General features: G+C 58.7%; 30 protein-coding genes and 1 pseudogene. 14 read left to right on the top strand and 17 right to left on the bottom strand.

Going from position 1 to position 23317, the window contains the following annotated elements:
* Positions 1–79: 79 nt before the first annotated feature.
* Positions 80–1113: pseudogene (gene lov, locus ACS4RS_RS33365) on the bottom strand (blue-light-activated histidine kinase).
* 207 nt (positions 1114–1320) lie between these two features.
* Here lov and ACS4RS_RS33360 point away from each other — a divergent pair.
* Positions 1321–2346, top strand: a complete 1026-nt coding sequence (locus ACS4RS_RS33360) for a sensor histidine kinase (RefSeq protein WP_017967278.1) — start codon at positions 1321–1323, stop codon at positions 2344–2346.
* Between the two features lie 54 nt (positions 2347–2400).
* Here ACS4RS_RS33360 and ACS4RS_RS33355 read toward each other — a convergent pair whose 3' ends face one another.
* Genes ACS4RS_RS33355 through ACS4RS_RS33345 form a run of 3 tightly spaced genes read right to left on the bottom strand, consistent with a single transcriptional unit; the run spans position 2401 to position 4397 of the window.
* On the bottom strand, positions 2401–2904 hold the full coding sequence (locus tag ACS4RS_RS33355; RefSeq protein ID WP_315854840.1) for a gamma-glutamylcyclotransferase family protein: 504 nt from the start codon (positions 2902–2904) through the stop codon (positions 2401–2403).
* Positions 2905–2906: 2 nt separating this feature from the next.
* Positions 2907–3170 (bottom strand): hypothetical protein, encoded by a 264-nt coding sequence (locus ACS4RS_RS33350; protein WP_017967276.1) that lies wholly within the window; start codon positions 3168–3170, stop codon positions 2907–2909.
* 57 nt (positions 3171–3227) lie between these two features.
* Complete coding sequence (locus ACS4RS_RS33345) at positions 3228–4397, bottom strand: alcohol dehydrogenase catalytic domain-containing protein (protein ID WP_439013806.1); 1170 nt, start codon at positions 4395–4397, stop codon at positions 3228–3230.
* Between the two features lie 124 nt (positions 4398–4521).
* Between ACS4RS_RS33345 and ACS4RS_RS33340 the strand changes: the two genes are divergently transcribed.
* A complete protein-coding gene (locus ACS4RS_RS33340) occupies positions 4522–5370 on the top strand; it encodes a cytochrome c oxidase assembly protein (protein ID WP_449314144.1) in 849 nt (282 codons plus the stop codon).
* Here ACS4RS_RS33340 and ACS4RS_RS33335 read toward each other — a convergent pair.
* Entirely contained in the window at positions 5367–5576 is a 210-nt protein-coding gene (locus ACS4RS_RS33335) for a hypothetical protein (protein ID WP_449314143.1), read from the bottom strand. The genes ACS4RS_RS33340 and ACS4RS_RS33335 overlap by 4 nt on opposite strands.
* Here ACS4RS_RS33335 and ACS4RS_RS33330 point away from each other — a divergent pair.
* The 3 genes from ACS4RS_RS33330 to ACS4RS_RS33320 all read left to right on the top strand — a co-directional run bounded on the left by ACS4RS_RS33330 (position 5560) and on the right by ACS4RS_RS33320 (position 6784).
* Entirely contained in the window at positions 5560–6087 is a 528-nt protein-coding gene (locus tag ACS4RS_RS33330; protein ID WP_017967272.1) for a DUF4142 domain-containing protein, read from the top strand. The genes ACS4RS_RS33335 and ACS4RS_RS33330 overlap by 17 nt on opposite strands.
* A gap of 114 nt (positions 6088–6201) precedes the next feature.
* Entirely contained in the window at positions 6202–6462 is a 261-nt protein-coding gene (locus tag ACS4RS_RS33325; protein WP_026154469.1) for a hypothetical protein, read from the top strand.
* A gap of 67 nt (positions 6463–6529) precedes the next feature.
* Positions 6530–6784, top strand: coding sequence for a hypothetical protein (locus ACS4RS_RS33320; RefSeq protein WP_017967270.1), 255 nt, complete (start codon positions 6530–6532; stop codon positions 6782–6784).
* A gap of 23 nt (positions 6785–6807) precedes the next feature.
* Here the strand turns inward: ACS4RS_RS33320 and ACS4RS_RS33315 are convergent, their stop codons facing one another.
* Both ACS4RS_RS33315 and ACS4RS_RS33310 read right to left on the bottom strand, forming a co-directional pair.
* Positions 6808–7536, bottom strand: a complete 729-nt coding sequence (locus tag ACS4RS_RS33315; protein WP_162115696.1) for a Crp/Fnr family transcriptional regulator — start codon at positions 7534–7536, stop codon at positions 6808–6810.
* 317 nt (positions 7537–7853) lie between these two features.
* On the bottom strand, positions 7854–8168 hold the full coding sequence (locus ACS4RS_RS33310) for a hypothetical protein (RefSeq protein ID WP_439013745.1): 315 nt from the start codon (positions 8166–8168) through the stop codon (positions 7854–7856).
* A gap of 69 nt (positions 8169–8237) precedes the next feature.
* Here ACS4RS_RS33310 and ACS4RS_RS33305 point away from each other — a divergent pair, with 69 nt between their 5' ends.
* Complete coding sequence (locus tag ACS4RS_RS33305) at positions 8238–8978, top strand: helix-turn-helix domain-containing protein (protein ID WP_439013746.1); 741 nt, start codon at positions 8238–8240, stop codon at positions 8976–8978.
* On the opposite strand, the gene ACS4RS_RS33300 is transcribed toward ACS4RS_RS33305, so the two are convergent.
* The 3 genes from ACS4RS_RS33300 to ACS4RS_RS33290 all read right to left on the bottom strand — a co-directional run bounded on the left by ACS4RS_RS33300 (position 8962) and on the right by ACS4RS_RS33290 (position 9939).
* Positions 8962–9201, bottom strand: a complete 240-nt coding sequence (locus ACS4RS_RS33300; protein ID WP_168724661.1) for a DUF6894 family protein — start codon at positions 9199–9201, stop codon at positions 8962–8964. The two genes, ACS4RS_RS33305 and ACS4RS_RS33300, sit on opposite strands and share 17 nt — an antisense overlap.
* A 133-nt stretch (positions 9202–9334) precedes the next feature.
* The gene (locus tag ACS4RS_RS33295; protein ID WP_439013747.1) at positions 9335–9691 is read right to left on the bottom strand and encodes a hypothetical protein; all 357 of its coding nucleotides are present in this window, start codon (positions 9689–9691) and stop codon (positions 9335–9337) included.
* Positions 9640–9939: a hypothetical protein gene (locus tag ACS4RS_RS33290; RefSeq protein WP_162115699.1), complete on the bottom strand. Its 300-nt coding sequence runs from the start codon at positions 9937–9939 to the stop codon at positions 9640–9642. The genes ACS4RS_RS33295 and ACS4RS_RS33290 overlap by 52 nt, the downstream gene beginning before the upstream one ends.
* A gap of 256 nt (positions 9940–10195) precedes the next feature.
* On the opposite strand from ACS4RS_RS33290, the gene ACS4RS_RS33285 reads away from it, so the two are divergent.
* Positions 10196–10567, top strand: a complete 372-nt coding sequence (locus ACS4RS_RS33285) for a hypothetical protein (protein WP_439013748.1) — start codon at positions 10196–10198, stop codon at positions 10565–10567.
* Between the two features lie 357 nt (positions 10568–10924).
* Here the strand turns inward: ACS4RS_RS33285 and ACS4RS_RS33280 are convergent, their stop codons facing one another.
* Entirely contained in the window at positions 10925–11644 is a 720-nt protein-coding gene (locus tag ACS4RS_RS33280) for a Crp/Fnr family transcriptional regulator (protein ID WP_162115701.1), read from the bottom strand.
* Between the two features lie 661 nt (positions 11645–12305).
* Between ACS4RS_RS33280 and ACS4RS_RS33275 the strand changes: the two genes are divergently transcribed.
* A complete protein-coding gene (locus ACS4RS_RS33275) occupies positions 12306–12656 on the top strand; it encodes a DUF2231 domain-containing protein (protein ID WP_246726230.1) in 351 nt (116 codons plus the stop codon).
* Positions 12656–14002, top strand: coding sequence for a PQQ-dependent sugar dehydrogenase (locus ACS4RS_RS33270; protein WP_449314160.1), 1347 nt, complete (start codon positions 12656–12658; stop codon positions 14000–14002). Before ACS4RS_RS33275 ends, ACS4RS_RS33270 begins: the two co-directional genes overlap by 1 nt.
* A 52-nt stretch (positions 14003–14054) precedes the next feature.
* On the opposite strand, the gene ACS4RS_RS33265 is transcribed toward ACS4RS_RS33270, so the two are convergent.
* Complete coding sequence (locus ACS4RS_RS33265; RefSeq protein ID WP_017967256.1) at positions 14055–14315, bottom strand: hypothetical protein; 261 nt, start codon at positions 14313–14315, stop codon at positions 14055–14057.
* A gap of 353 nt (positions 14316–14668) precedes the next feature.
* Between ACS4RS_RS33265 and ACS4RS_RS33260 the strand changes: the two genes are divergently transcribed.
* The 5 genes from ACS4RS_RS33260 to ACS4RS_RS33240 all read left to right on the top strand — a co-directional run bounded on the left by ACS4RS_RS33260 (position 14669) and on the right by ACS4RS_RS33240 (position 18390).
* Positions 14669–15088 (top strand): response regulator, encoded by a 420-nt coding sequence (locus ACS4RS_RS33260; protein ID WP_017967255.1) that lies wholly within the window; start codon positions 14669–14671, stop codon positions 15086–15088.
* A gap of 59 nt (positions 15089–15147) precedes the next feature.
* Positions 15148–15300 carry a hypothetical protein gene (locus ACS4RS_RS33255; RefSeq protein WP_439013749.1) on the top strand — a complete coding sequence of 51 codons (153 nt, stop codon included), beginning with the start codon at positions 15148–15150 and terminating at the stop codon, positions 15298–15300.
* Complete coding sequence (locus ACS4RS_RS33250) at positions 15300–15470, top strand: hypothetical protein (RefSeq protein ID WP_439013750.1); 171 nt, start codon at positions 15300–15302, stop codon at positions 15468–15470. Before ACS4RS_RS33255 ends, ACS4RS_RS33250 begins: the two co-directional genes overlap by 1 nt.
* 114 nt (positions 15471–15584) lie before the next feature.
* Positions 15585–17387 carry a thiamine pyrophosphate-binding protein gene (locus ACS4RS_RS33245; RefSeq protein WP_439013751.1) on the top strand — a complete coding sequence of 601 codons (1803 nt, stop codon included), beginning with the start codon at positions 15585–15587 and terminating at the stop codon, positions 17385–17387.
* A 163-nt stretch (positions 17388–17550) separates the two neighbouring features.
* The gene (locus ACS4RS_RS33240; RefSeq protein ID WP_439013807.1) at positions 17551–18390 is read left to right on the top strand and encodes a c-type cytochrome; all 840 of its coding nucleotides are present in this window, start codon (positions 17551–17553) and stop codon (positions 18388–18390) included.
* 1 nt (position 18391) lies between these two features.
* Here the strand turns inward: ACS4RS_RS33240 and ACS4RS_RS33235 are convergent, their stop codons facing one another.
* The 5 genes from ACS4RS_RS33235 to ACS4RS_RS33215 all read right to left on the bottom strand — a co-directional run bounded on the left by ACS4RS_RS33235 (position 18392) and on the right by ACS4RS_RS33215 (position 23294).
* The gene (locus tag ACS4RS_RS33235; protein ID WP_017967250.1) at positions 18392–18799 is read right to left on the bottom strand and encodes a c-type cytochrome; all 408 of its coding nucleotides are present in this window, start codon (positions 18797–18799) and stop codon (positions 18392–18394) included.
* 391 nt (positions 18800–19190) lie between these two features.
* A complete protein-coding gene (locus ACS4RS_RS33230) occupies positions 19191–19793 on the bottom strand; it encodes a cytochrome c oxidase subunit 3 (RefSeq protein WP_162115705.1) in 603 nt (200 codons plus the stop codon).
* On the bottom strand, positions 19790–21703 hold the full coding sequence (gene ctaD, locus ACS4RS_RS33225) for a cytochrome c oxidase subunit I (protein WP_170258596.1): 1914 nt from the start codon (positions 21701–21703) through the stop codon (positions 19790–19792). The genes ACS4RS_RS33230 and ctaD overlap by 4 nt, the downstream gene beginning before the upstream one ends.
* Entirely contained in the window at positions 21700–22692 is a 993-nt protein-coding gene (gene coxB, locus ACS4RS_RS33220; RefSeq protein WP_162115707.1) for a cytochrome c oxidase subunit II, read from the bottom strand. The genes ctaD and coxB overlap by 4 nt, the downstream gene beginning before the upstream one ends.
* Positions 22689–23294, bottom strand: coding sequence for a c-type cytochrome (locus tag ACS4RS_RS33215; RefSeq protein ID WP_439013752.1), 606 nt, complete (start codon positions 23292–23294; stop codon positions 22689–22691). Before ACS4RS_RS33215 ends, coxB begins: the two co-directional genes overlap by 4 nt.
* Positions 23295–23317 lie beyond the last annotated feature (23 nt).

Genomic DNA, 23317 nt, shown 5'->3' with positions numbered 1-23317 from the left:
GCACCCCATCGATAGCCGACGCCAAGCGTTCGATCCCGACGGCGGGTTCTTGACATCGCTTTCCTTTGACAAGGCGCCGTCACACGGAGGTCGAGCCTGCCGATGGAATCTCAATGATAAGCAGCCCTTCATCCGACCAGATTTTCTGAAGACGTCCTTTAAGCTGCTTTTCGACCATTGCGCCGACAATCACCGTGCCAAAACCTCGTTTGGCTGATCTAGGTGGAGTGGGAGCGCCCACCTCCTGCCAGCGGATGTTAAAGCCGGCCCCGGACGGTCGGGGCTTCCAACTGATTGTAAGCCTGCCTTGCGCCGCGGCAAGCGCACCGTGATGGGCCGCATTGACAGCGAGTTCATGGAGCACGAGCGCAAGGGGCTGGACGACCGGTGCAGGCGTTCGGATGCCAGGCCCACTGAAAATAGCGCGGGTGGCTGCGAACGGCGTCACTTGTAGGCGAATGAGTTCCTCAAGAGAAATGCTTGTCCATCCCCGTGCAGCAACAAGGTATGGGCCCGGGCGAGCGCCTGCACGCGGTGTTGTATAGCGGCGGCATAAAGGGCCGGGTCATCGGCATTGCTCAGTCGGACGATGCTGTCGACGATCGCCAGGACGTTCTTGGATCGGTGGTCGACTTCCATCAGCAGGCGGTGCTCGGAGGCCTCCAGTGCCTCGATCCGCCGATATTCCGTCATATCGATCTGAGATCCAAAGAAATACAGTATCCTTCCGTCATCCCCATGGATGGGACTTAGATGCAAGCGGTTCCAGAACTGCTCCCCGCTCTTCTTATAATTGAGGATCTCTACGCTGACCTCACGCTCGCCGGCGATGGCGGCACGAATTTCGGCGACGGCGATCGGAGACGTCGCAGGGCCCTGCAGGAAACGACAGTTGCGGCCTAACACTTCATGGGCCTCATAACTTGTCAGTGCGAGGAATGCCTTGTTTGCAAGCACGATCGGCTGATCGGATTTACGCGCGTCGGTGACGACCATCGGCATCCTGGTGCGTTCAAACGCGATCGCTGCCAGCTCTTTCCGATCGGCGGAGGCTGCTTTTGAAGATGCGGAAGGCAAATCCCCATGCAGTTTTTCTCTCGAATGGCCTGTCATGCTTTCACGCTCACTAAGACGTCGGCTGATAACGCGGCTCGCGTATCTTTGTTTCCGAGAAGGTCGCTCGTTTGAGTGCGTGATTTACTCATCCGACACCTGCCCGGCGAAGAGCCACATCCGCATCTTGGTCAACACGACGGCCTCCGCTATAGAATCGGGATGTGGTCGATCGGCCTTGCAGCTCCGGAGGATCAGGCGCAACATATGATCATGAAACTCTTTTCCAATTCCAGCCGGTCACGGGAGCGCTTTCTCGAAGCCATCCTGCAAAGCGCGATCGAGTATGCGATCATCTCCACGGACTTGGATGGGCTGATAACCACATGGAACGAGGGCGCGCGCCGGATTCTCGGATGGGATGAGCCCGAGATTATCGGCCAGCCCGCGGCCATGATCTTCACCGAGGAAGACCGGCAGGCCGGGATTCTCCAGCGGGAAATGGCTGCCGCTTTAACGGAAGGTCATGGCAATGATGAGCGCTGGCACGTTCGCAAGGACGGCTCATCGTTCTGGGCATCCGGGCAGATGATGGCGTTGACGTCGGACAACGGGGAGGTCGAGGGCTTCGTAAAGATTCTGAGAGATCGCACCGAGCAGCGAGAGAATGAGGAGCGACAGCGCGTCCTGATGCACGAACTCTCTCACCGCATGAAGAATACGCTGGCCGTCGTTCAGGCTATCACCAGCCAATCCTTCCGAAACGCCAGCTCTATGGAGGATGCGGAGCAGTCGATCGCGGCACGCATCAATGCTTATTCGAAGGCGCACGACATTTTGCTGCAGCAAAACTGGCTGGGCACGACCATGGCGACAATCGTCGAGGCGACCGCGATCAATCTTGGGCTTGAGGCGTCACGACGTTTCGAAGCACGCGGTCCTGCGGTTGAACTGGGGCCCCAGGCGGCTCTTTCGTTTTCCCTCGTGCTGCACGAACTTGTCACCAACGCCAACAAGTACGGCGCGCTGTCGGTCGATACCGGGACGATTGAAATCGAGTGGTCTGTGCGCGGCGCGGTGGGCGAAAAGCGCCTGGACTTCAGGTGGCAAGAAGCCGGGGGCCCGGCGGTGGTGGCGCCGAACAACAAGGGGTTTGGTACGCGCCTCGTCAACTCCAGCCTGGCGGCCTTCGGAGAAGTCGCTCTCGATTACCCGCCGACAGGGTTCATCCTGAAGCTCGATGCGTCGCTCCAGAAGCTGCAATACAAGACCTATTCCGACGCCGAGGAATAAGTGGAATGTTGAGCGGGCATTGGGGAAACCACACGGCGCCAGGCTGCAGGCGTCTCAGTCTCTCCGATCGAATGGGATAAACCGACTGTCCTCATAGACTCGCAGATAATTCGAGTGAACAGGCTCGGCGAGCCGACGCGATTTCATGTACGCCAGTGCTGAACATATTGGCCCGCCGGCGACTGGTTCCACGTCTAGCACTACGCGCAGGTTGCCGGGTATGCCGATCGATTCCAGCCGATCCAAACTTGCTATCGTATCCTCGCCGGGCTCGTAAAGTTCACCGACGACGCGATAGCCAATGCCCGGTTCATTGAACATCATCGGAGCGAACCAAGGGCCGGCAATCAGCATCGGATAACATTCCCGCGTCCGGAAAATTCCAAGAAACCTGGCGCGGAAAAGTCCCTGCTCATGAAGGGGAAAGCCTTTTTTTAAAGTTCCAAAAACGAACAGGTTCCGTGTCATCCGGGCCAGCCCCATGCGCGATCGGCTAATCCCCCAAAAGATTGGAGCGATCGTGATCGCCTGCGTTTCCATCAGGCCGAAGAGGATCACGCTCAGTCACGCTTCATCACGGGTGGCGCCGTCGCCAGGTTGTCTGCTGCGTCTGTTTCCGGCAATCCTTCTACCCTTTCATTGTCCGGCTGGGCGCGGCGCGTCGTCGATCTCTCCGAAGGACGGCCGGCTCGCGCTTTAACGCGCTTGCCGACAACTGCACCGGGGTCTTCACCTCCACCTTCGGACCGGATCGGCTCGAGCTCCATCTCCGGTGGGCGCAGCTTATTCCGGTCTTCGATAGGGTCGTTTGATTTCTTCTGCATGATCGATCGGGCCTTTCTTCAATGCCGGCGGTGATCCCAGGACGTCCGCGGCTTTCCCTACGGCTTGAGAACGACCTTTATGCAGCCGTCCTTCTTGTCGCGGAAAGTCTTGTAGAGCTCAGGACCTTCTGCGAGGGTCGCACGATGCGTGATAATGAACGACGGATCGATTTCGCCCTTTTGGATGCGTTCCATGAGTAGTGGCAGGTAGTGCTGCACCGGCGTCTGCGCCATTCGGAACGTCAGGCCGCGATTGATCGCCGAACCCATCGGGATCTTATCGAGGAACCCGCCATAGACGCCAACGATCGACACCGTGCCGAAGTTGCGGCAGCAATGGATTGCCTGGCGAAGAACGTGGGGGCGATCGGTTCCCATGAACGTAGCGATCTTGATGCGGTCAAGCCTTGAGTCCCAGCTCGCCGACGGATCGGCTTCGGTGCCAACCGCGTCGATGCACGCGTCGGCGCCGCGCCCGTTGGTCAGCTCCATGAGCTTGTCGTAGATGTCTTCGTCCATGAAATCGAGAGTGGTTGCTCCCGACGCTTCGGCAAGAGCAAGCCGCTCCGGCACGGTATCGATTGCGATAACGCGTTCGGCGCCGAGGATGAAGGCCGACTTGATCGCCATCTGTCCGACAGGGCCGCAGCCCCAGATCGCAATCGTGTCCCCCGGCTGGATATTGCAGAAGTCAGCCGCCATGTAGCCCGTCGGAAAGATGTCGGAGAGAAAGAGCACCTGCTCATCTGTCAGTCCGTCCGGCACCTTTATCGGTCCGACGTCCGCATAAGGCACGCGCAGGAACTCCGCCTGACCTCCACTGAAGCCGCCAAGAAGATGCGTATAGCCGAACAGGCCCGCGGGTGAATTCCCCCACATCTTCTTGACCTTCGACGGATCGGGGTTGCTGCGTTCACATCCGGAATAAAAGCCGCGCTGGCAGAAGAAGCATTCGCCGCAGGAGATGGTGAAAGGCACCACGACACGGTCACCGACCTTGAGCTTTTTATTGTCATTGCCGACTTCGACGACCTCGCCCATGGTCTCGTGGCCCATGATGTCGCCGCTATGCATATCCGGCATCACACCGTTGAACAGATGGAGATCCGAGCCGCAGATCGCGCAGGCTGTCACCTTGATGATGGCGTCGCGCCCTTCCTCGATTTGAGGATCGGGAACGCTCTCGCATCGAATATCGTGTTTACCATGCCAGGTCAGTGCTTTCATGTCGCCGTCCGCCTTTCGATCCCGAGCGCAAAGCGGACGCGTCGCCTTGCCACTCCTTTTCGTCCCTGTCCTGAAACTCAAGACAACCAAACCGTGATCCGAGGGAGTTGTTCCAGAAAGCGAGATGGATCCGTTTGCCCGGAACAAATCCGCCTTGGGTTTGTTTAGCCGGCGAATCGACAATGGCGGGCATGAAATGGCCTTCAATCTTGATCCGTATTGTGGCAGCGCTCCGGCACCTCAGCTGCTGATGTCGGATTGGAATTTCGATCCCTACCTCCTGCTTGCGGTAGGCATTGCGGCTGCGTTGACTTGGCTCCCGGCGCGTCGGGACAAGCGGGTCGGGCAGTGGTTTGCAGCCGTCGCTCTTTTCACCGTCGCCTTCGTTTCCCCGCTTTGTGCGCTCAGTTCAGCATTGTTCTCGGCAAGGGCAGTTCATCATATCGTATTGATCTCGCTCGTTGCGCCGCTCGCGTGGCGCTTTCTCTTCAGCCATCCGATGCTCCTGGATCGAGTGCCGTCGATCTTCATATTCGTCTTTCACACGACGATGCTCTGGCTATGGCATTTGCCCCTACCCTACGCCTGGGCTCTCTCTGGGAGCATTCCCTATTGGATTATGGAAATCCCGCTTTTCCTGTCGGCGGCGTGGCTGTGGAAGGAAATCCTCGATGCTCGACGGCCTTCAGGCGGCGCACTTGTGGTCTGCGCCGCAACCCTTCTGCAGATGACAGCGCTCGGTGCGTACCTGACTTTTGCATCCCATCCTCTGTTCAGTCCGCACTTCCTGGCGGCTCCGGCCTATGGCCTATCCCCGCTTGAAGATCAGCAACTCGCAGGTCTGTTGATGTGGATTCCCGCATCACTGCCCTTTGCCGCGGCCTTCCTGTTCAGGATCGCTCAAGCCATCACCCGGCCAGACGGAGGGCTCTCAGCCGGACGGTACCCAGTCGCGGCGAGATTGCCTCGTTAGGCTTCGGCGCATGGCCGGAGCGTTTCGCCGAAGCAGCGCCGCGCCATCGTGGTCTCTTCGTGCAGCCGCCCGACGGCAGGCATGCCGTTTGCGTTTGATAAGGCCAGCGAGCGCCTGACAATTGCTGAGCGGGCCGGGAACAGTTTGGCGCTTTTGAAGTTCTGATGCCACCAACCAGGAGACCAGACCATGAAGAAAATCATCATCGCCTCCATCGCGGTTTCGCTTGCTGGACCCGTTATGGCCCAATCAGCCGCGGAAAAGACCGGAGTCAACTCGCTGATCGGCGTTGCACCGAAGACGGCGGACTTCGTGAAGGAGGCCGCCACCAGCGACATGTTCGAGATCGAATCCAGCAAGCTGGCACTCGAGCGTGGCGATGCGGCAACCAAGACCTTTGCCCAGCAGATGGTGACGGACCATGAGAAAACGAGCAGCGAGCTCAAGGCGCTGATTTCCGGCGGCAAGGTTAAGGCGCAGCTGCCAGCCGCCATGACCAGCGCCCAGCAGAAAATGCTCGACAAGCTGAAGGGCCTTCAAGGTAGTGATTTCATCAAGCAATATCATTCCGATCAGGAATCCGCGCACGAAGATGCGGTCGACCTCTTCAAGCGCTATGGCGAAGGCGGCGACAATGCGGAGCTGAAAGCTTGGGCGGCAAGCACGAGGCCTGCGCTTGAACACCATCTGCAGATGGCGGAGGAGCTTAACAAATAAGATTGCGCCGAAGATGGGATGGAGGATTTCCATGACTTGGAGAGAACGGAAATGCTTCAGGAACCTTTCTTTCCCCTTCAGGGTTAGGCGGCCGGACATTGGGAGCCTATGCTGATGAATTATCTCTGGCTGTTTGCGGTGGCAGGAGGAGCAGCGCTTCTCGGAATTGCCCTTGCTTTCGGAATGATCAAGCAGGACGGGCGACGGTCTGTCTTCGCCATAGCCGGTGCGTTCATCGTTGCGATCGGCGCGCTAGGAGCGGGCGTCTATATTGCCCGGGCGCCGGCGGCTCCGGTGCGCGGCTCGGACAGGGAGCAGTCGCAGCAAAGGCTTCCAGGTGCTGCGACGACCGAGAAGGACCTGCCGGGAAAGTGACGCCCAAACAATTGCCGATCAGTGCTTTCTGGCTAAGGCCCAGAAACGCGCCGTCGGCAGGAGGTGCATGGTGATGAATTTTGCGGCTGTCTCGGAGCGTGAGTTCGCCTTGGCTCTCGAGGCAATGACGGACGACGAGCTTTTCGAACTGATGGCTGATCTGGAGAAGCGGAGTGAAGCATTGAATCGAGCTTCGCCGACCGATGAGATCTTCGCAAAAATCGTTCTGACGGAGAACGCGATCGAAAGGCGGTTTCCCGGCCAGATGCTGTTGCCATACAAGGAATGGAAGGATCGGCCCGACCGGTTGACGCTGCAATAGCGCCCACATCTTATATCAATGAACTACTGAACCGCAGCCAATGAGCGATGGCCGGAATCCGGCCAACTGCGGCCTGATACTCCCGGAACATCGTAGGCGTCAGCTGCGAACGCTTCCAAGGATGTGCGATTGCGAACGATAACAAGCCCCCGGTGAGAATAGATGAAGTGCTCGCCTTCGAGGATGTGCAGCGCTTCGGTGACGCTGGAGCGGCGCACTCCGAGCATGGTCGCCATATATTCATGCGTCAGCTCGATCTCCTCGCCGTCCATACGGTCATGGCACATCAATATCCACTTCGCCAATCGGACGTCGATCTTGTGAACGGCATTGGAAAGCGCAGTGTGGGCGACCTGTGCGAAGAAGCCTTGAAGAAAGCGTGCTAGCAGTTGCCGAACGGCGGGCTGATCAAACAGAAACCCTGCCAGAGCGCGCGCTTCCACGCGACGTCCCGCGCCGCCGACCTGCATCATTACGTCAAACGAAAATGCCTCCGCCTCCATCGTCAGGGCCGGCGGCGATACGCCGTCTCTGCCGACCAGGCCGATCTCGGCTTTCTTGCCTTCGGGCGAAGTTGCCACCATGGAGGCGATGCCGCTTTCCAGGAAATAATAGTGGCTGACCGGCAGCCCTATAGAGGCGAGTTCGAAATCGCGCGGCAAAGCGAGCGGCTCGAGAATTCTCTCGAAAACCAAAAGCTGTGGCGTCGTCAAATGGAGCAGGAAGAGATTTTTGCTTTCGAAAGGAGGCATCGCCTTGCCCTCTTGTGTGGCAAGAGCGGATCGTCTCCCAGCCGTCGGCGCCAAGAATTCTGCCAACGATGATCGAAGTATGGGCCGCAAGAGACCCCATTGCAAGTCGTTTGTCCATCGGCCGCGAATGTGGGCGGGCCATCTATCGCCGCGTCGCGGCGCCAGCCGCATATCGCGACGGTGGATCTCGCGGATTTCCCGTCCAACCTCTGCCAAAGCCTTCACCAGTCCCAGCGCAATCTAGATCGCCCTTCTGGTCAATGAGTTGGTGACGAACGCCTGCAAACACACCTCCCTGATGTCCGGCAGGGGTATCGTCAGGGCGCATAGTGCCGACGACCAAATTCTCGTCGAAATCGCAGAAGGCTGAAAGGCCTGCCGCCCGGAATTTTTCGTCCTTTGAAAACGACGGCAAAAGCCTGGGGATGAGCGTCGTGCACGGTCTCGTGCAGCAGCTGAAAGCCGAGATCGAGATCAAAGATCAACGGCCGGGCGCGCGATTTTTGATCCGGTTGCCACGCAATCCATAATAATCTCACCGGCAATTGGATCGGCTTGGCGCCTGATATTGGAATTGTCAAAACCGCACAAAGCCCCTCCCGAATATGGCTATACCAGCCTTTTTGACGCATAAGCTGATCATTACCACGATCGTGACGGCTGCTGGTATGAGCGCGGGCTCCCTCCCGAAGGAGACGTGCATGCCCGCACCCGACCAGCGTAACGTTCGTAACTTGCTGCTGAAGGCTCTGCCCGTCGATGCGTTCGACCTGCTCACTGCAGATGCCGAAACGGTCCACCTGCCGACCAGGCATGTCTTGGTCGAATCCGATCAGCCGAATGCGCATGTCTGTTTCATCGAGGAGGGTCTGGCGTCGATGGTGGCGACCAGCGCCGAAGACGAAGCTGTCGAGGTCGGGCACGTCGGATATGAGGGCATGGTGGGGGCCCATGTGGTGCTGAAGACCGATACAACGCCCAACCGGACCTTCCTTCAAGTCGCCGGCTCCGGCCTGCTGGTCGCCGTCCAAACCCTCAAGCGGGTGTCGGCTGAATTTCCGGCGGTCAACGACCTGCTCCTCAATTACGTGCATTGCTGCGACATACAGCTGTCTCAATCGGCTCTCGCCAACGGGCGCTACAATATGCATGAGCGGCTCGCTCGCTGGTTGCTGATGTGCCATGATCGTCTGGTCGGAAACGATCTGCCCCTCACCCATGAATTCCTGTCGCTTATGCTTGGCGTACGCCGATCGGGGGTCACCAACGAGCTGCATATTATCGAAGGGATAAAGGCGATCAGGGCCACCCGCGGAAATGTCAGGATCATCGATCGGGCAAAATTGGAAGAAATCGCCGCGGGCAGTTACGGCATACCGGAGCGGGAATATGAACGCCTAATTGGCCTGCCGGTCCGGCGATCGGTTACTCGAAAGGTCTGATCGTTTCCGTGAAAGGGACGATCAATAGAACAGCGCCCTCTTCGTTACAAACCTGGATTTCCCTGGCTGAGATATCTTTCCCAGAAAGCACCGCTTGGCTCATCAGCGCTCTGGCGTCGCGTACAGCCTCATGCTTGGCGTCCTCGAGCGTCGCTAGCTCGGTACCTTCGAAGTCGGCGATCGTCCCTGTGCCGGAAACGATGTTGAAATAAAATCGTGGCATCGCCCGCCCCATCGCTGCGGAATCAATGCCATAAATTTCTAGTCAGTTCCTTAGAAATATTTCGCCTGCTGTCTCGGTTCGAAGATAGCGGAGGACGATCAAGAGGGTCCTGTCCACGACTATTTTAGGCGCCTCAATGGGAAATCCTGCTGCTCTGGCCGCCCTTCAAATCGACCATTGTCGCGCGAAGTTGTAGGAGCTCATCAACGATCCTCTGCCAACACTCGTCGTCGGCTCTGGCGATCGATAGCATTGAAGCGCGGATCGTCTGAAGCAGACGAATGAGCGCCGGGTATCGGCCGGCACCGCCGCCTGCAGCGTCGCCATCGCAGATTTCTTGAAGTTCATCAACGATCTGCCCCACGACAATCTGCCGATCGACGGCATCGAGCGCGGCCGGATCCGCGGCGATCGCCTTGAAATAGAGAAGTCTGTCCATCATAGCACACTGGTTAAGCCAATATTGACGGCAGGACGCAGCGTTTCGCAATGCGGTGCTTTCGTCGAGGTCGATACGCTGTCGAAATCCATATGCATATATCGCATCAGGCCACTGAGTTTGCGCTGGTCTCGAATGCCGCACTCGAACCAAGATACAAGTTCCCTCGCGACATGCTGCGCCGCCGGACTGGAAATGCCATATGACTTCTCTTGACACCATCCCTGCAAAACAGCCTGCAACATGGCGATATCACCAGGCTGCAGAGCCGGCTTCGTAATTCCAGAGTGCTGCGTCATCGTGTTCCTCCCAAGCATATGAGGCGATCCTAAAATTCCAAATTTTCGATTTCAACCGCTGGTGCGGAACCGTACGAGTCCGGATCCCTTTCACCTTGCCGTCGGCCAGGGAACCAACGCGGCACGATCGGGTTCGGCGGATTAAATGAACGTGGTACGGCAAGCTTGAATATGATACCCACAGCCCTGCCAGAGCGGCCTGAAATGCCATTTGGCGGCATGATCACGGTCCAACCGACTTTTGCAGGCGTCCGCTATGAAATCGCTCAGTCCGGTCGCTGGAAAGACGATCGTCATCATCGGAGGCCCGGGCTTTGTCTCAGATGGCGTCAAAGAGGCATGGGCCGCCCGCCGAGCTGTGGTCGTCATCAGCAGCGTCGATGTGGTCGCGATGCATAGCTCAGATGAAACCTTGCCATACGACGCCGCGATCATCGACGTCACCATCCCCGACCAGGCGATGCTGACAATGAACGAATGGCTGGAGATGCGGCGAATACCCTTCGTCTTCGCGCAAGGGCATCGTTCCGAAGCGCTCTCAGCCGGCTTTGTCCTCAGCGATCGCCCTGGCGATATCAACGCGATCGTCGCCGCATTGTTCGGACCCGGTTCGGGTTATTATCACTAGATCCGTGCGCTTGCGTACGCAGCGTTGCGCTTGATGTGTGCGGACCTCATGATGATGGCTGCATAATTCGAAGCCTTTATTCGAGGAAAGGCACTATGCTCGATTCTCAGTCTGCTCACTTGATGGCCCTTGATTCAGCTGACCTCAGTCATCTGCAGGCGATTTTGAACACCATATGTCGCGAGACGGGAAAGCCTCTGCGAGCGCCTGAGACGCAGGAGATCGCGGCTTTGCTGATCAGCCTTTACCGACATGGAGTGGCAGACCAGAACAAATTGCTTTCGGTGGGTCGCCTGGCATCTGTCCGCAAGCGCCGCCGCTGAACGCCGATCACGCCAGTCTTGATCAAAAGATCACTCAGCGCCCAAGTGGACTGCCGATCAGCCGTCGATATTCCTCCTCCGCCGCGCCGTAGGAGCCATGCGCCTCTTCGATCAATCCGCGCCTGTTAAGAATGACGATCTGCCTTCGGGTGGACCTGATCAGACCTTTGCCTTCCAGCAGATGCAACGCAACCGTCACTCCGGCGCGGCGGACCCCCAGCATCACGGCGAGAAACTCGTGCGTCAGGGATATCGTCATGCCGTCCGTCCGGTCATGGACCATCAACAACCACCGCGCGAGCCGCTCTTCGAGTTTGGCGTGACCATTGGCCAGCACCGTCGACGTCGTTTGCGCAAGCAGCGTCTGGACATAGGCGAGAAGCAGGCTGCGCAAGGCGCGGCTTTCTTCCATGGCCGCGGAAAGGATGGGTGCCGGCAATTTGAAGCCATGGCCTGAGATCTGCATGAATGTCCGGTTGGCGGATTGATCACCGCCGAGCATCACGGCGGCACCTGTCATTCCCTCCCGGCCGACGATGCCCACTTCGATATCGCGCCCGCCTGGAAATCTTGCCACGATCGATGCAAGCCCAGACTCGGGGATATAGATGTCGCCGACCGGCGTATTCTCCATCTCAAGCATCAAGGGGACATCGAGAGTGATTGGCTCCAGATGAGGCACGATCAGATCGCGCTCTTGTGGGCCCAAAGCCCGCAACAGCTCATTTCTAAAATTCAATTGCTCGTCATCCATGTTTCGTCCACATGCGGCCATCCTTCGCCCGTTGCTGCTGCGAACCTAACCATCTAGAATCGTTGAGCAATACACTGTGCCATACCGTACAGACGGTTCGAAGTCTGCGCGACCCTGTTCGCCGTGAACAAGAGGGCCTGACGGTTTCGATGGCCGAAACCACTCGAATGACGGCCCGTCGGCTACCCCTCGTCGGCAGCCCCTTTCCGGTGGAAGTGGCCAGGCGACGAGGGTTATTTTCAGATGGAGAGCGTGAGCCGGAGCAGTCGGTCTCAGCGTTGGATTGGGGAGCGCCAAGACGGCATCGAGATCAGGACCTCGGACAATCCGCCCTCCAGGTAGCACACCAAGGCAGAGCCAAACGCGATTTGAACCCTCGGCATGACTCTTCTCAGTCGCAATGATTAAACATCAGATTATGTCGGACTTCAAAGCGCAAAGCGTGCTTTACACCTCTCAAGGACCCGCGCCACCGCGTGGTTGCACGAGCCACGACACCCTTTGCGGGAACAATTCGCAATGGTGAGGGTTAGCTGCACCTGAGCGCCTCATGTGGATCTAAGACATGACCTATCCAACCCCTTCTTCGCGCGTACTCATCTATTCTCACCCGTTTCGCGCTGTCCCACTTCATTTTTCAGCGGCGTGTTTTGTCGGAGCGTTGGCCACGGATATCGCCTATTGGCGGACCGCGGAGATGATGTGGACGAATTTTTCGTCATGGCTGCTGGCCGCTGGCCTGCTGCTTGGCGGAATCGCCGCAATCGGAGGCATTGCCGATTTCGCGACTGGGCGGCTGCCGTTAAGAGCAGGCATCGGATTGCTCTACGCGCTCGGCAATCTCGCGGTCTTTGTGCTCGCGCTCTTCAACGCCTTCGTTCACAGCCGCGACGCATGGACATCCGTGGTTCCGACCGGCTTGACGCTGTCGGCGGTGACGGTGGTCGTCATTGTCATCAATGCGGTTCTTGGGCGGATGGTACAGCGGCAGTTTTTTGAGGACGCTGCATGATGAGCCGATCTTTTCTCTCCCGCAATCTCCGTGTCCTGGCCTTCTCGCTGCTTTGCGGTTGCAGCCTCGGCCTGACAGCCTGCAGCGAGAATGAAGCCGATCCCAGCAGCGAAATCGGTGCCAATCCGAAACTGCCCGCACAATCGCAATATCTCCTCCCGCCGATGCATATCGCCTCGGTCGTCGGGTGGAAGGAAAGCGAGACGCCAGTGGTTCCGAAGGGTCTTCAGATCAAGGCTTTCGCCACAGGACTGAAACATCCTCGCGCCGTCTACCTGCTGCCGAATGGCGACATTCTCGCAATCAGATCGGTCGCGCCGCCGGAGGCGGCCATCAAGCGCCCGAAGGACCTTGTCATGGGGTGGATCGAGGCAATGGCAACGTCAGGCGGCAAAGCGAGCACCGAAGGGAGCAACCGCATCACTTTGCTTCGCGATGCCGACGGTGATGGCGTGGCCGAGGTCAAGGAGACTTTTCTCGATCATCTCAACTCGCCATTCGGCGTGGCGCTTGTCGACAACGATCTTTTCGTTGCGGCGACCGACGCGATCATCCGTTATCCCTATCAACCGGGTGAAACCAAGATCAGTGCGCCGGGCATGGTACTGACGGAACTTCCGGGTGGACCGATCGACCACCACTGGACGAAGAGCCTCGTTGCCAGTGAGGACGGCAGGTTGCTCTATGTTGGCGTCGGCTCGAACAGCAATATCACAGAGAATGGCTTGGAGGCGGAGAAGGATCGTGCGTCGATCTGGGAGGTCGACAGACAGACGGGACGCCACCGCATTTATGCGGACGGCTTGCGCAATCCCAACGGATTGAGCTGGGAACCACAGACCCATGCTCTTTGGACCGTGGTCAACGAACGTGATGAACTCGGCCCCAATCTGGTTCCGGACTACATGACCTCGGTCAAGGATGGCGGCTTTTACGGATGGCCCTACAGCTATTTCGGCCAGAATGTCGACCCGCGGGTCGAGCCGCAACGGCCTGACCTTGTCGCCAAGGCGATCATTCCCGACTACGCGCTGAGCTCCCATGTCGCGCCTCTCGGCATGGTGTTTTACACCGCCCAAAATCTGCCGGCGCAATATCAAGGCGGAGCGTTCATCGGCGAACATGGAAGCTGGAACCGTTATCAATTCAACGGCTACAAGGTAGTCTATGTGCCCTTCAAGGACGGGCGTCCGAGCGGCAAACCGGAGGATGTCGTCACCGGCTTCCTGCGAGGCGAGGACGAAACACACGGCCGGCCGGTCGGACTTGCCGTCGACAAGGCCGGGGCGCTGTTAATCGCCGACGACGTCGGTGATACGATCTGGCGCGTCACCGGCGCGCCTTAGCTCCTGGCGAACATAGAGATGGCAGCACGGCCTATTCGACGATGTCAGCCAATCATTTTCGACTGACGAATTTGTTGAACCGGCTTGTCCCATCCTCGGTCTTGTCCTGATAAAGAAAGGCCAGCTCGTTTTCATCGAAAATGGCGAAGAATTCGTCCCAGGAGATCTTTTCCAGGTTCTCTTCCGGCTCTCCGAAGTCAATCCGCAGTATGCCACCTTGCTTGGCGCCTTTGACACGGGAGGGTTGTCCCTTGCGCGCTTCCACCCATTTGCGAATTGCCGAATGATCGGTCGTCGTAGTTGCCGTCGTCATGGAAACCTCCGTTCGATTTCGGCCCCGCGGTCTCTCGCGGCACGGTGCCGAACCGATCTCGCGAGGGAAAGTTCCAGGCGATAGCGTGCCTCAACATGACACGGGGCAAGAGGCAGAGATCGTCTCGCGCTGGAGCGGAGCTTCCGACACCTATGGAAAATCTGAGGAGGAATATGAGCGAATGATTAAGCCTCTCAGAAAATCGAAACGATGAAGGATCGCGATGATACTGATATTTGATAACCGACATGCCGCAACAGATGCTCAGGTGAGATGACGGTGCGATAGCGCACGATCCCTGCATTTTGGCCGGAAAGGTTTATTGTATCACCCTGTATTTTAGGAGTTTGGCCATGAACGTTGCAGGGACGACGTCCATCCTTCTGATGGAGGATGAGATTTTCATCGCGATGGACGTGGAAGACATCCTTCATGGCGCCGGCTTCGATCGGATAGAGACAGTGTCGTCTTGTCGAGCAGCCGAAGAGTGGCTGACAGCGAACGATCCCGATCTCGTGGTGATGGACATCGAATTGACGGACGGGGTCGCTGGAGCGATTGCCAGATCTTTGCGCGACCGCAATATCCCATTCATCGTTTACACCGGTGCTCAGCGGAAGATGCACCCGGATGCCTTATCATTTTCCGAAGGCGTGTGGTTGGAAAAACCATGCGAACCGGCGACATTGCTGACGGAAGTTATGCGCTGCATACGTCAGGGGCCGACGTCGATTGTGGTCGATGGCTGCAGGGAAAGCAAAAAGACGCGATAAGGCCATCTGGCGGGAACATTGCCGTTGTTCTTTGGTTTGGCGAACCAGGGGAGAGGCAGATGAACCAGGAATCGGACGGTCGGACTTTGATCATCTACATCGGCGCCATCACCGTAGTCGAGCTTTTGATCGTTTGCGGCTCAATTATCTCGTTTAACGCAAGCGGCAGAAATGACGAGCCTGCAAAGATTCTGACGGAAGTGAAACCCTGATGGACAGGCCCGAAAACGGTCCCATTCAGGCAACCCGTACCAGCGCTGAACAACAGCGAAATAGCCTTTCAGGTGGGCGGATTGCGGTCATCTTGATCGCGACCGTGGCCGCCATCGCCTTCCTGCTTTACACCGTGATCCTCGTCTACGGGCTGGCGCACAGAATGTGACTGCATCCGTGGCGGATCTGCCTGGCATATTCGGGTGCTGGCTCAAGGACGCAAGCTCGGAACCTTTCATTGCGACACAGGTTTGCGGTCTTTGACAAGCAGAGGACGAGTTCGATGCCCAATGCCGCCGATATATTGATAGACACGCTGATCGAGTGGGACGTGAAGGTCATCTTCGGCCTCCCTGGAGACGGGATCAATGGGGTCATGGAGGCGTTGCGCAAGCGCCAGGATCAGATCCGCTTCATCCAGGTCCGGCATGAGGAATCGGCCGCCTTCATGGCGAGCGCCTACGCCAAGTTCACCGGAAAACTCGGCGTTTGCCTTGCGACGTCTGGACCGGGCGGCACGCACCTGCTGACGGGTCTCTACGATGCCAAGCTCGACCAGATGCCGGTGCTTGCGATCACCGGAACGCAGTTTCACGACCTGATCGAGACCTTCACCCAGCAGGACGTCGACCTGACCCGCGTTTTCGACAATGTCGCTATCTACAATGCGCATGTCAGTGATGCCTCGCATATGGAAAATGTCGCCAGCCTTGCCTGTCGTTCTGCGCTTTCGCGCCGCAGTGTTGCCCATCTCTCCATCGCCAACGACATCCAGGAGATGGACTCGAAATCGCGCTCGAAACGCAACCGGCCAAAACACGTGCCGAACCGCTTTTTCCGCGGCCGCCAAGTGCCCGACGATAGCGAGCTCGATCATGCCGCCGAGATATTGAATGGCGCCCGCAAGGTTGCCATCCTCGCTGGCCGGGGCGCCGTCGGCGCCCAGGAGGAATTGCGCGAGACTGCCGACCTGCTCGCCGCGCCGGTCGCCAAAGCCTTGCTCGGCAAAACGGCTCTCGCCGATGACGATCCACTGACGACCGGCGGAATCGGAATTCTTGGCACTGGACCGTCGCAAGAGGTCATGGAGGAATGCGACTCCGTACTGATCGTCGGCTCCTCCTTTCCCTATATCGAATATTACCCGCGACCCGAAGCCGCCCGTGGCGTGCAGGTCGACAGTGACCCCCAGCGGATGGGCCTGCGGTTCCCCATCGATGCTGGCCTAGTGGGCGACGCGAGGGAAACGCTGCGGCTCCTCAATGTCAGGCTGAGGAGGAAGACGGATCGCTCGTTTCTGGAACAGGCGCAAACAGCAATGTCCGGCTGGCGCCGAAAGATGGAAATGATGGAGACGGAGCGAAGTGCGCCCTTGAAGGCGCAGGCGGTGGTCCGCGCCTTCGGCAATCGCATTGCACCTGACGGTGTCCTCGTAGCCGATTCCGGACAGAACACCGAACTCGCGGCCCGCCATATTGATCTCGGCACGGGGAACCGGTTCGCCGTCTCGGGCGCGCTCGCCTCGATGGCCTCGGGCCTGCCTTACGCGATCGCCGCTGGCGTTGCCGATCCGAAACGACCGATTTACGCGGTCGTCGGCGATGGCGGGTTCGGCATGCAGCTCGGAGAGTTCTCGACGGCCGTCCGTCTCGCTCTCCCGCTGAAATTGCTGGTGATTTGCAACGGCATGCTCAATCAGATTGCCTGGGAACAGATGATGTTTCTTGGAAATCCGCAATTCGCCTGCGAGTTGGCACCGATCGATTTCGCCCTCGCCGCAGAAGCAATGGGAGGCCGCGGCTTCACGATCCGGGAGTTCGATCAGATCGAACCGACTTTGACTGAAGCTTTCTCAGTTGCCGGGCCTGTCGTCGTCCAAGCCTTCGTCGACCAATACGAGCCGATGATGCCGCCTAAGATGCCGAGAGACTACGCCAAGAACTTTCGCGATGCTCTTCCCGAGACGCCTGGTCATGAGGCGATTGAGGCAAACATATCCCGCCCGCCGCTTCGCGAGATGATGATCGCTGGCGAACAGCAACAGGAGATATCCGAAACTACGACCGATTTGCCGGGCACGCCGTGAACTGTGAGCTGGCGGAAAGAACATTGTGAGCAGTTTGTCTACTGTCGATGACTGTCTTCGCGGCGTAGCGCATCGCTTGCGTAGCTTGTTGTCGCCCCTACCAATTGGGCTTATAGCCGGGGTTCTGGCTTGCGCTTTGGTCTTGGTTTTTCTCTTTCGCTACATCACCGATGCTGATCCGCGCTTCGATTCAAAGACCGCCGCGTTAACGGCTGGCGACGCAACGAAAGGAAAATTGGTTTTTCTGGCCGCCGATTGCACGTCCTGCCACGCGACCCCGGGCCAGCCCGACCGATTAAAATTAGGTGGCGGTCTGGCTCTCGCCTCACCGTTCGGAATATTCAGGCCGCCGAACATCTCGCCGGATCCAACGGACGGAATCGGAGCGTGGTCGGTCGCCGATCTTGCCAATGCATTGATCGCCGGCGTTTCTCCCCGTGGCGAGCACTACTATCCGGCATTCCCCTATCCAAGCTATACCGGCATGTCGCTCGACGATGTGAGAGACCTTTACGCCTACCTGCAGACGTTGCCGCCGGTAGCCGGACGGCCGCCACCACACGATCTGGCTCTGCCGCTCAAATTTCGCCGTCTCCTTGCGTTTTGGAAGCTGCTGTTCTTCCGCGAGGGTAAGTCGGGGGCGACGGTCGGGGGCAACGCCGCTGATCGCGGCGCTTATCTGGTCGAAACGCTCGGCCACTGCGCCGACTGTCATTCGACCCGGAACGTGCTTGGCGCCATCAAGCCGTCGACACGCTTTGCCGGAGGCTCGGACCCCGAGGGCACCGGCTTTGTGCCGAACATCACTCCGCGCCGGATAGGCCACTGGTCTGAGGCGCAGATCGCCCTCATGCTTAGCACCGGTGAGACGCCGGACCATGGCCGGGTTGGCTCGTCAATGGCGGATGTCGTCATCAACACTGCACAGCTCCCGCAAGGCGATCGTGATGCGATTGCACGCTATGTCAAATCGCTGCCGCCTCGGCCGACGCCGCATCCGTGAGTTACTGCTCGTAGAGATAGGCGGCGAGATCCCTTGCCTCGGCCTCGGAAATCCCGGTTGCCGGCATGGCCGAATTCGCCGAAAACCGTTGCGGAAAAACGATCCATTGCACGAGGTTCTCCGGCGTGTTGTTGACGACGCCGCCGATGTAGACGCGTTGCCGTAGATCGGTCAGCGGCCCGCCGACCTTCCCGTCGGCGCCGGGAACGCCTGGGATAATGTGGCATCCCACACATCCATAGCGGCGAAATATCTCCGCCGCCCGCGTGGGGTCGCCTGATGTCATGGCGATGGCAACGTTCTGCCGCCTCTCCCGGTCTTTGACGATATTGGCTGCGACGCCGATCGAGACCAGTATCAGGACGACACCGGCCATGACGTAGCTAAGGCGAGCATAAGAGATCTGCATTGGCGCCTCTCTTGTCTATTGTATCGATCTGCAGCAACGCCATATCGAGCACCGCAGAACCGGAATCATCAGGATGAAGGTGATCAGTGCGCGCATGGATTCAGCAGCAGCGTCGCCGCCCCCTGTAGAATGAGAGCAAAGGCGAAGACGGCCCCAAACAAGATACCCACATTGCTGATGAAGCTGGCGCTGCGTGAGACAGCGGAGAGATGGCTCCGCCATGAGATCAGCGCGCCTGCCATAGCCAGAGCAGCTGACAGAAAAGTTGCGAATATGATCCATCCGGTTCCCGTGTCGCAATCTGCGGAGGGAAGCATCTGCCCGAGCTGGGTGCTTACGGCCCAGGCGGCCGGGGACAGTGTCAATCCTGAAATTCTTGCGATAGCGACACTCATTGGCGAGGCACCCAATAGATGCAGAGGTAGAGCGGAAGCCAGGCAATGACGACAAAGTTCCAATAAAGCGCGTTGTCCTGGACGTCGCCGTAACGACGGGCGTTGTCGCCGTGCCGGGAAAACATCAGACATGTCAGCACCAGCGTGTCGATCAGATCGGTAAGGATATGCGTCGTATGCAGTCCGAGCAGGGTCCAGACGATCGAGCCATAGGCGTTGTCATCCCAACTGATATGAAGAGCCGGAAATTCGAAAACGCGCAAAGCAAGCGGAGCAATGCCCAAGAGCGACATCACCACGAGGCCGAGCTGTACCCTTCTCAGTTTCTTATGCTTTGCCCAACGCGATACCATCATATTAGGGATGACGCTGATAAGAAGCAGGCCTGTCAGACACGTACCGGCCAGCAAGTCTGGCGGTGGCGCATCGATCGGCCACTGCGGTGCGAGGCTCATCAGGTAGAAGTAGACGGCAATCGCCAGGCCGAAGCCCGACCCTTCGATGAGCATGAAGGCTCCCGTCGCCCACCACGTCGGAGACGCAGTGCCCATCCCGTGCAGGGACAGTTTCGAGACGTCGAGCACAATCCGATCCTTCATGATTCATCCTCCGGGCTGCCCTTTGGCCAGAACCATCCGATCAATGTGACAGCAATCGGAATGGAGCCCCAGACGACGGCCCAAGGCGAGAACATCGACCAGATCAACATGACCGCTGTGGCGATCGCCGCCCAGAGCGGCCAGACGCTGTCACGTGGCGACGACTCGCGCGCTTCCGGCAGCGCTTCGACCACACTCGTCACCAGAAGCTCCCGACGATCCGTTCTCAGCCCGCTTGCAACCGCCAGCTCGCCATCGTTCGGCGAAAGCGCTTCGCGCGCATCCACGACGGGAATGCGGCGAAAATTATAGGAGGGCGGCGGCGAAGATGTCGCCCATTCCAGGGTCGTTGCCTTCCAGGGATTGGGGCCGGCGGGCAGGCCGTTTCGCCAGCTGCGGACGACGTCGACGAAGAAAACGAGGAAGCCCAGTGCCAACAGGACCGCACTCAGACTGATGAACAGGTTCAGACCGGCCCAGGGCAGCTCGGGCTGATAAGTGTAGACGCGACGCGGCATGCCCAGCAGGCCGAGAAGATGCATCGGAAAAAACGTCAGGTGAAAACCAATGAAGATCAACCAGAACGCCCAACGGCCCAGCCGTTCGCTCATCATCCTGCCGGTCATCTTGGGAAACCAGTAGTAAATGGCGGCTATCAAGGGAAAGACAGCGCCGCCGATCAGCACGTAATGAAAATGTGCGACGACGAAATAGGTGTCGTGCACTTGGGTGTCAAAAGGAACCGACGCCACCATGACTCCGGTCAGACCGCCGATTACGAATGTGGCGATGAAGCCGATCACGAACAGCAGCGGCGTTCGAAAGACCGGTCGCCCCGCCCACATCGTCGCCAGCCAGCAGAAGATCTGGATACCGGCCGGGATGGAAATCGCCATGCTGGACGCAGTGAAAAAGCTCTCTCCGAGCCGCGGCAGCCCGACCGTAAACATATGATGCACCCAGAGCCCGAACGACAGCACGCCGGTGGCGATCATCGCCATCACCAGCGGGAGATAACCAAAGAGCGGACGCCCGACGAACGCCGGCAGGATGGTCGACACCATTCCGACGGCTGGCAGAAAGATGATGTAGACCTCGGGGTGGCCGAAGAACCAGAACAGATGCTGCCACAGCAGCGCATCGCCCCCTTCCGCCGGGTTGTAGAACTGCGTTCCGACGAGGCGGTCGAGGATCAGCGTCGAACTGGCGAACATGATCGCCGGCATGGCCATGATGACGAGGAACGACATGACAAGCATCGCCCAGACAAGCACCGGGATCCGGTCCAACGACATACCCGGCGCCCGTTGCTTAAAGACGGTGACCACGATTTCAACGGCGACCGCGAGCGCCGAGAGTTCGGTGAAGGTGATCATCTGCGCCCAGATATCGGCGCGTTTGCCCGCACTATATTCGGGTCCCGATAGCGGCACGTAGGCAAACCAGCCGACATCGGGGGCGGTGTCGAGCGCGAAGGACAGCCAGAGCAGGACTCCCCCGAAAAGGAATACCCAATAGGAAAAGGCGTTCAGCCTCGGGAACGCGATGTTGCGGGTGCCGACCATGAGAGGCACGAAGTAAACGCCGATGGCTTCCATCACCGGGACGGCGAAGAGGAACATCATGTTCGACCCGTGCATGGTGAAAATCTGGTTGTAACGGTCGGGGCTGATGAAGCGGGCTTCCGGCTGCGCCAATTGCAGGCGCATGGCGAGCGCAAGCAATCCGCCGAGGATGAGGAAGATGAAGGCCGTCACGATGTAGCGTCGGGCGATGACCTTGTGATCGACGGATGCGACGGCGCCCCAGAAACCCGGGCGCGAGCCCCAGATTGTCGTAAGCTGGCGCTCGACCTCGGCATCGGCAAGCCCGGTATCGGCCGGAACCGCTGAGGCTTGATCCTTTTTCATCGGAGACTTTCCATGTAGGCGGAAAGCTGCCGCAGCTCATCGGCCGTCAGCGGTACCATCGGCATGTTGTTTCCGGGTTTCAGGGTCTGGGGATCGGCAATCCAGGCGGCGAACGAGCCGCGGGTGGTCTCAAGCAGGCCGGCTGCGATAGTGCGCCGCCCCGCGACATGGGTGAGGTCGGGTCCGGTTGATCCCGATGCGGAGGTTCCGCGGATCGCGTGACAGGCGGCGCACTGTTTTGCCAGAAAGACCCCTTGCCCGGCGATCGCCTCGGCTTCGGTCGGCGTTGCGGCATCGAGGCGTTGCCTGGCCAACCAGCGCTGATAGTCCGCATCGTCTTCTGCAATGACGGCGAAGGCCATGTGGCCATGCTGAAGACCGCAGAATTCGGCGCACTGGCCACGATAGATACCTGGCCTTTCGGCCCGCAGAGTCAGGGTATTTTCTCGCCCCGGGATAAGATCCAACTTGCCTGCGAGGCTCGGCACCCAGAAGGAATGAATGACATCGACCGCCTGAAGTCGAAGGCGGATGGTTTTACCCACGGGGATGTGAAGCTCATTCGCCGTCTGGAATATCTGCGTTTGATCGTGATCGGCATAAATGAACTGCCACCACCACTGCTGGGCCCGGACAACGACCGTCACATCGGCGTTTCCACCGCTGTTCAAGGCGCGGGTCGTATAGAAACTTGCCACGGTGAGGATGCCGATGATGAGCGCAGTGGCAGCAGTGGCCGTCGCAACGGCGATCGTCATCGTCCGCTCCGAGCGATTATCCGGGCCCGCGGAGTGGTTCCTGCGGGGCACCAGCGCGAATGTCAAAAAACCCACCACGGCGAGCCAAATGATGGCAGCTACCCACGCAATGAAGATGATCAGGTTCTTAAGCGCAATGGCCGCTTCACCATGAGCGTGGAGTACCGACTGCGCAGTGCTGCACCCGGAAAGCATGATCAATAGCGCGAGCGGCAGACAGCGGAGCTTCACGGCGATGGCCCCTGCTGAGGATGCAGCGGGATTGGACCTTCCTCGAAAAATTTGGCGGCGGGCGCTCGGTTTTCGGCCGGGCGCGTATATCGATCGTCGTTGCGGCCGGGGGCGACAGGGTTGGCGGAATAGGCTCCGATCGTCTTGACATAGCCGGCGAGCTGCCAGATCTGATCGATCGTCATCCTGTCTTTGAAGGCCGGCATCCCATGCGGCCGTCCGTCGCGAATGGAGGCGACGATCGACACCATTGAAGGGCCATAGAGCCACCATCCGTCGAGGAAGGACGGACCAGCCCCGCCTCTGCCGTCACCGTGACAGGACGCACAACCGAACCAGCTGTAGAGCCGCTTACCCTGGCTTAGGTCGTAGCCAGTCGCCTCATAAGGCTTGTCGAGCGCAAAATAGATTTCCGGGGGCGCGCCGCTGATCCCGTTTGCCATCAACCGGATACCGTCCAGCGCCGCCGCTACCGGCGGGTCGACACGGTACTGCCTCGGCTCCCGCAGCCAACCGATAGCGGCGGCCAAGATGATGGCAAGGATTAAAACTAAGATGCTCGAATACCAGCCAAGGCTCCCCTTCAAAATCTTCTCCGGCATCGCTTGATCCTCTAGAGCATGAT

It is taken from the genome of Rhizobium sp. F40D2 (assembly GCF_051810745.2).
In the GTDB taxonomy this organism is placed as follows: Bacteria; Pseudomonadota; Alphaproteobacteria; order Rhizobiales; family Rhizobiaceae; genus Rhizobium.
This window is presented reverse-complemented; position numbering and strand designations above follow the sequence as displayed.

Coding starts and splice junctions, on each gene's coding strand:
- ACS4RS_RS33325 (WP_026154469.1), top strand. CDS start 6,202: ATGAATTATCTCTGGCTGTTTGCGGTGGCAGGAGGAGCAGCGCTTCTC.
- ACS4RS_RS33335 (WP_449314143.1), bottom strand. CDS start 5,576: ATGATGATTTTCTTCATGGTCTGGTCTCCTGGTTGGTGGCATCAGAAC.
- ACS4RS_RS33255 (WP_439013749.1), top strand. CDS start 15,148: ATGAACCAGGAATCGGACGGTCGGACTTTGATCATCTACATCGGCGCC.
- ACS4RS_RS33280 (WP_162115701.1), bottom strand. CDS start 11,644: ATGGATGACGAGCAATTGAATTTTAGAAATGAGCTGTTGCGGGCTTTG.
- ctaD (WP_170258596.1), bottom strand. CDS start 21,703: ATGAAAAAGGATCAAGCCTCAGCGGTTCCGGCCGATACCGGGCTTGCC.
- ACS4RS_RS33340 (WP_449314144.1), top strand. CDS start 4,522: ATGGATCCGTTTGCCCGGAACAAATCCGCCTTGGGTTTGTTTAGCCGG.
- ACS4RS_RS33215 (WP_439013752.1), bottom strand. CDS start 23,294: ATGCCGGAGAAGATTTTGAAGGGGAGCCTTGGCTGGTATTCGAGCATC.
- ACS4RS_RS33305 (WP_439013746.1), top strand. CDS start 8,238: ATGCCCGCACCCGACCAGCGTAACGTTCGTAACTTGCTGCTGAAGGCT.
- ACS4RS_RS33360 (WP_017967278.1), top strand. CDS start 1,321: ATGATCATGAAACTCTTTTCCAATTCCAGCCGGTCACGGGAGCGCTTT.
- ACS4RS_RS33230 (WP_162115705.1), bottom strand. CDS start 19,793: ATGAAGGATCGGATTGTGCTCGACGTCTCGAAACTGTCCCTGCACGGG.
- ACS4RS_RS33235 (WP_017967250.1), bottom strand. CDS start 18,799: ATGCAGATCTCTTATGCTCGCCTTAGCTACGTCATGGCCGGTGTCGTC.
- ACS4RS_RS33310 (WP_439013745.1), bottom strand. CDS start 8,168: ATGCGTCAAAAAGGCTGGTATAGCCATATTCGGGAGGGGCTTTGTGCG.
- ACS4RS_RS33345 (WP_439013806.1), bottom strand. CDS start 4,397: ATGAAAGCACTGACCTGGCATGGTAAACACGATATTCGATGCGAGAGC.
- ACS4RS_RS33265 (WP_017967256.1), bottom strand. CDS start 14,315: ATGACGACGGCAACTACGACGACCGATCATTCGGCAATTCGCAAATGG.
- ACS4RS_RS33285 (WP_439013748.1), top strand. CDS start 10,196: ATGAAATCGCTCAGTCCGGTCGCTGGAAAGACGATCGTCATCATCGGA.
- ACS4RS_RS33260 (WP_017967255.1), top strand. CDS start 14,669: ATGAACGTTGCAGGGACGACGTCCATCCTTCTGATGGAGGATGAGATT.
- ACS4RS_RS33315 (WP_162115696.1), bottom strand. CDS start 7,536: ATGCCTCCTTTCGAAAGCAAAAATCTCTTCCTGCTCCATTTGACGACG.
- ACS4RS_RS33250 (WP_439013750.1), top strand. CDS start 15,300: ATGGACAGGCCCGAAAACGGTCCCATTCAGGCAACCCGTACCAGCGCT.
- ACS4RS_RS33320 (WP_017967270.1), top strand. CDS start 6,530: ATGGTGATGAATTTTGCGGCTGTCTCGGAGCGTGAGTTCGCCTTGGCT.
- ACS4RS_RS33290 (WP_162115699.1), bottom strand. CDS start 9,939: ATGACGCAGCACTCTGGAATTACGAAGCCGGCTCTGCAGCCTGGTGAT.
- ACS4RS_RS33245 (WP_439013751.1), top strand. CDS start 15,585: ATGCCCAATGCCGCCGATATATTGATAGACACGCTGATCGAGTGGGAC.
- ACS4RS_RS33350 (WP_017967276.1), bottom strand. CDS start 3,170: ATGCAGAAGAAATCAAACGACCCTATCGAAGACCGGAATAAGCTGCGC.
- ACS4RS_RS33330 (WP_017967272.1), top strand. CDS start 5,560: ATGAAGAAAATCATCATCGCCTCCATCGCGGTTTCGCTTGCTGGACCC.
- ACS4RS_RS33300 (WP_168724661.1), bottom strand. CDS start 9,201: ATGCCACGATTTTATTTCAACATCGTTTCCGGCACAGGGACGATCGCC.
- ACS4RS_RS33270 (WP_449314160.1), top strand. CDS start 12,656: ATGAGCCGATCTTTTCTCTCCCGCAATCTCCGTGTCCTGGCCTTCTCG.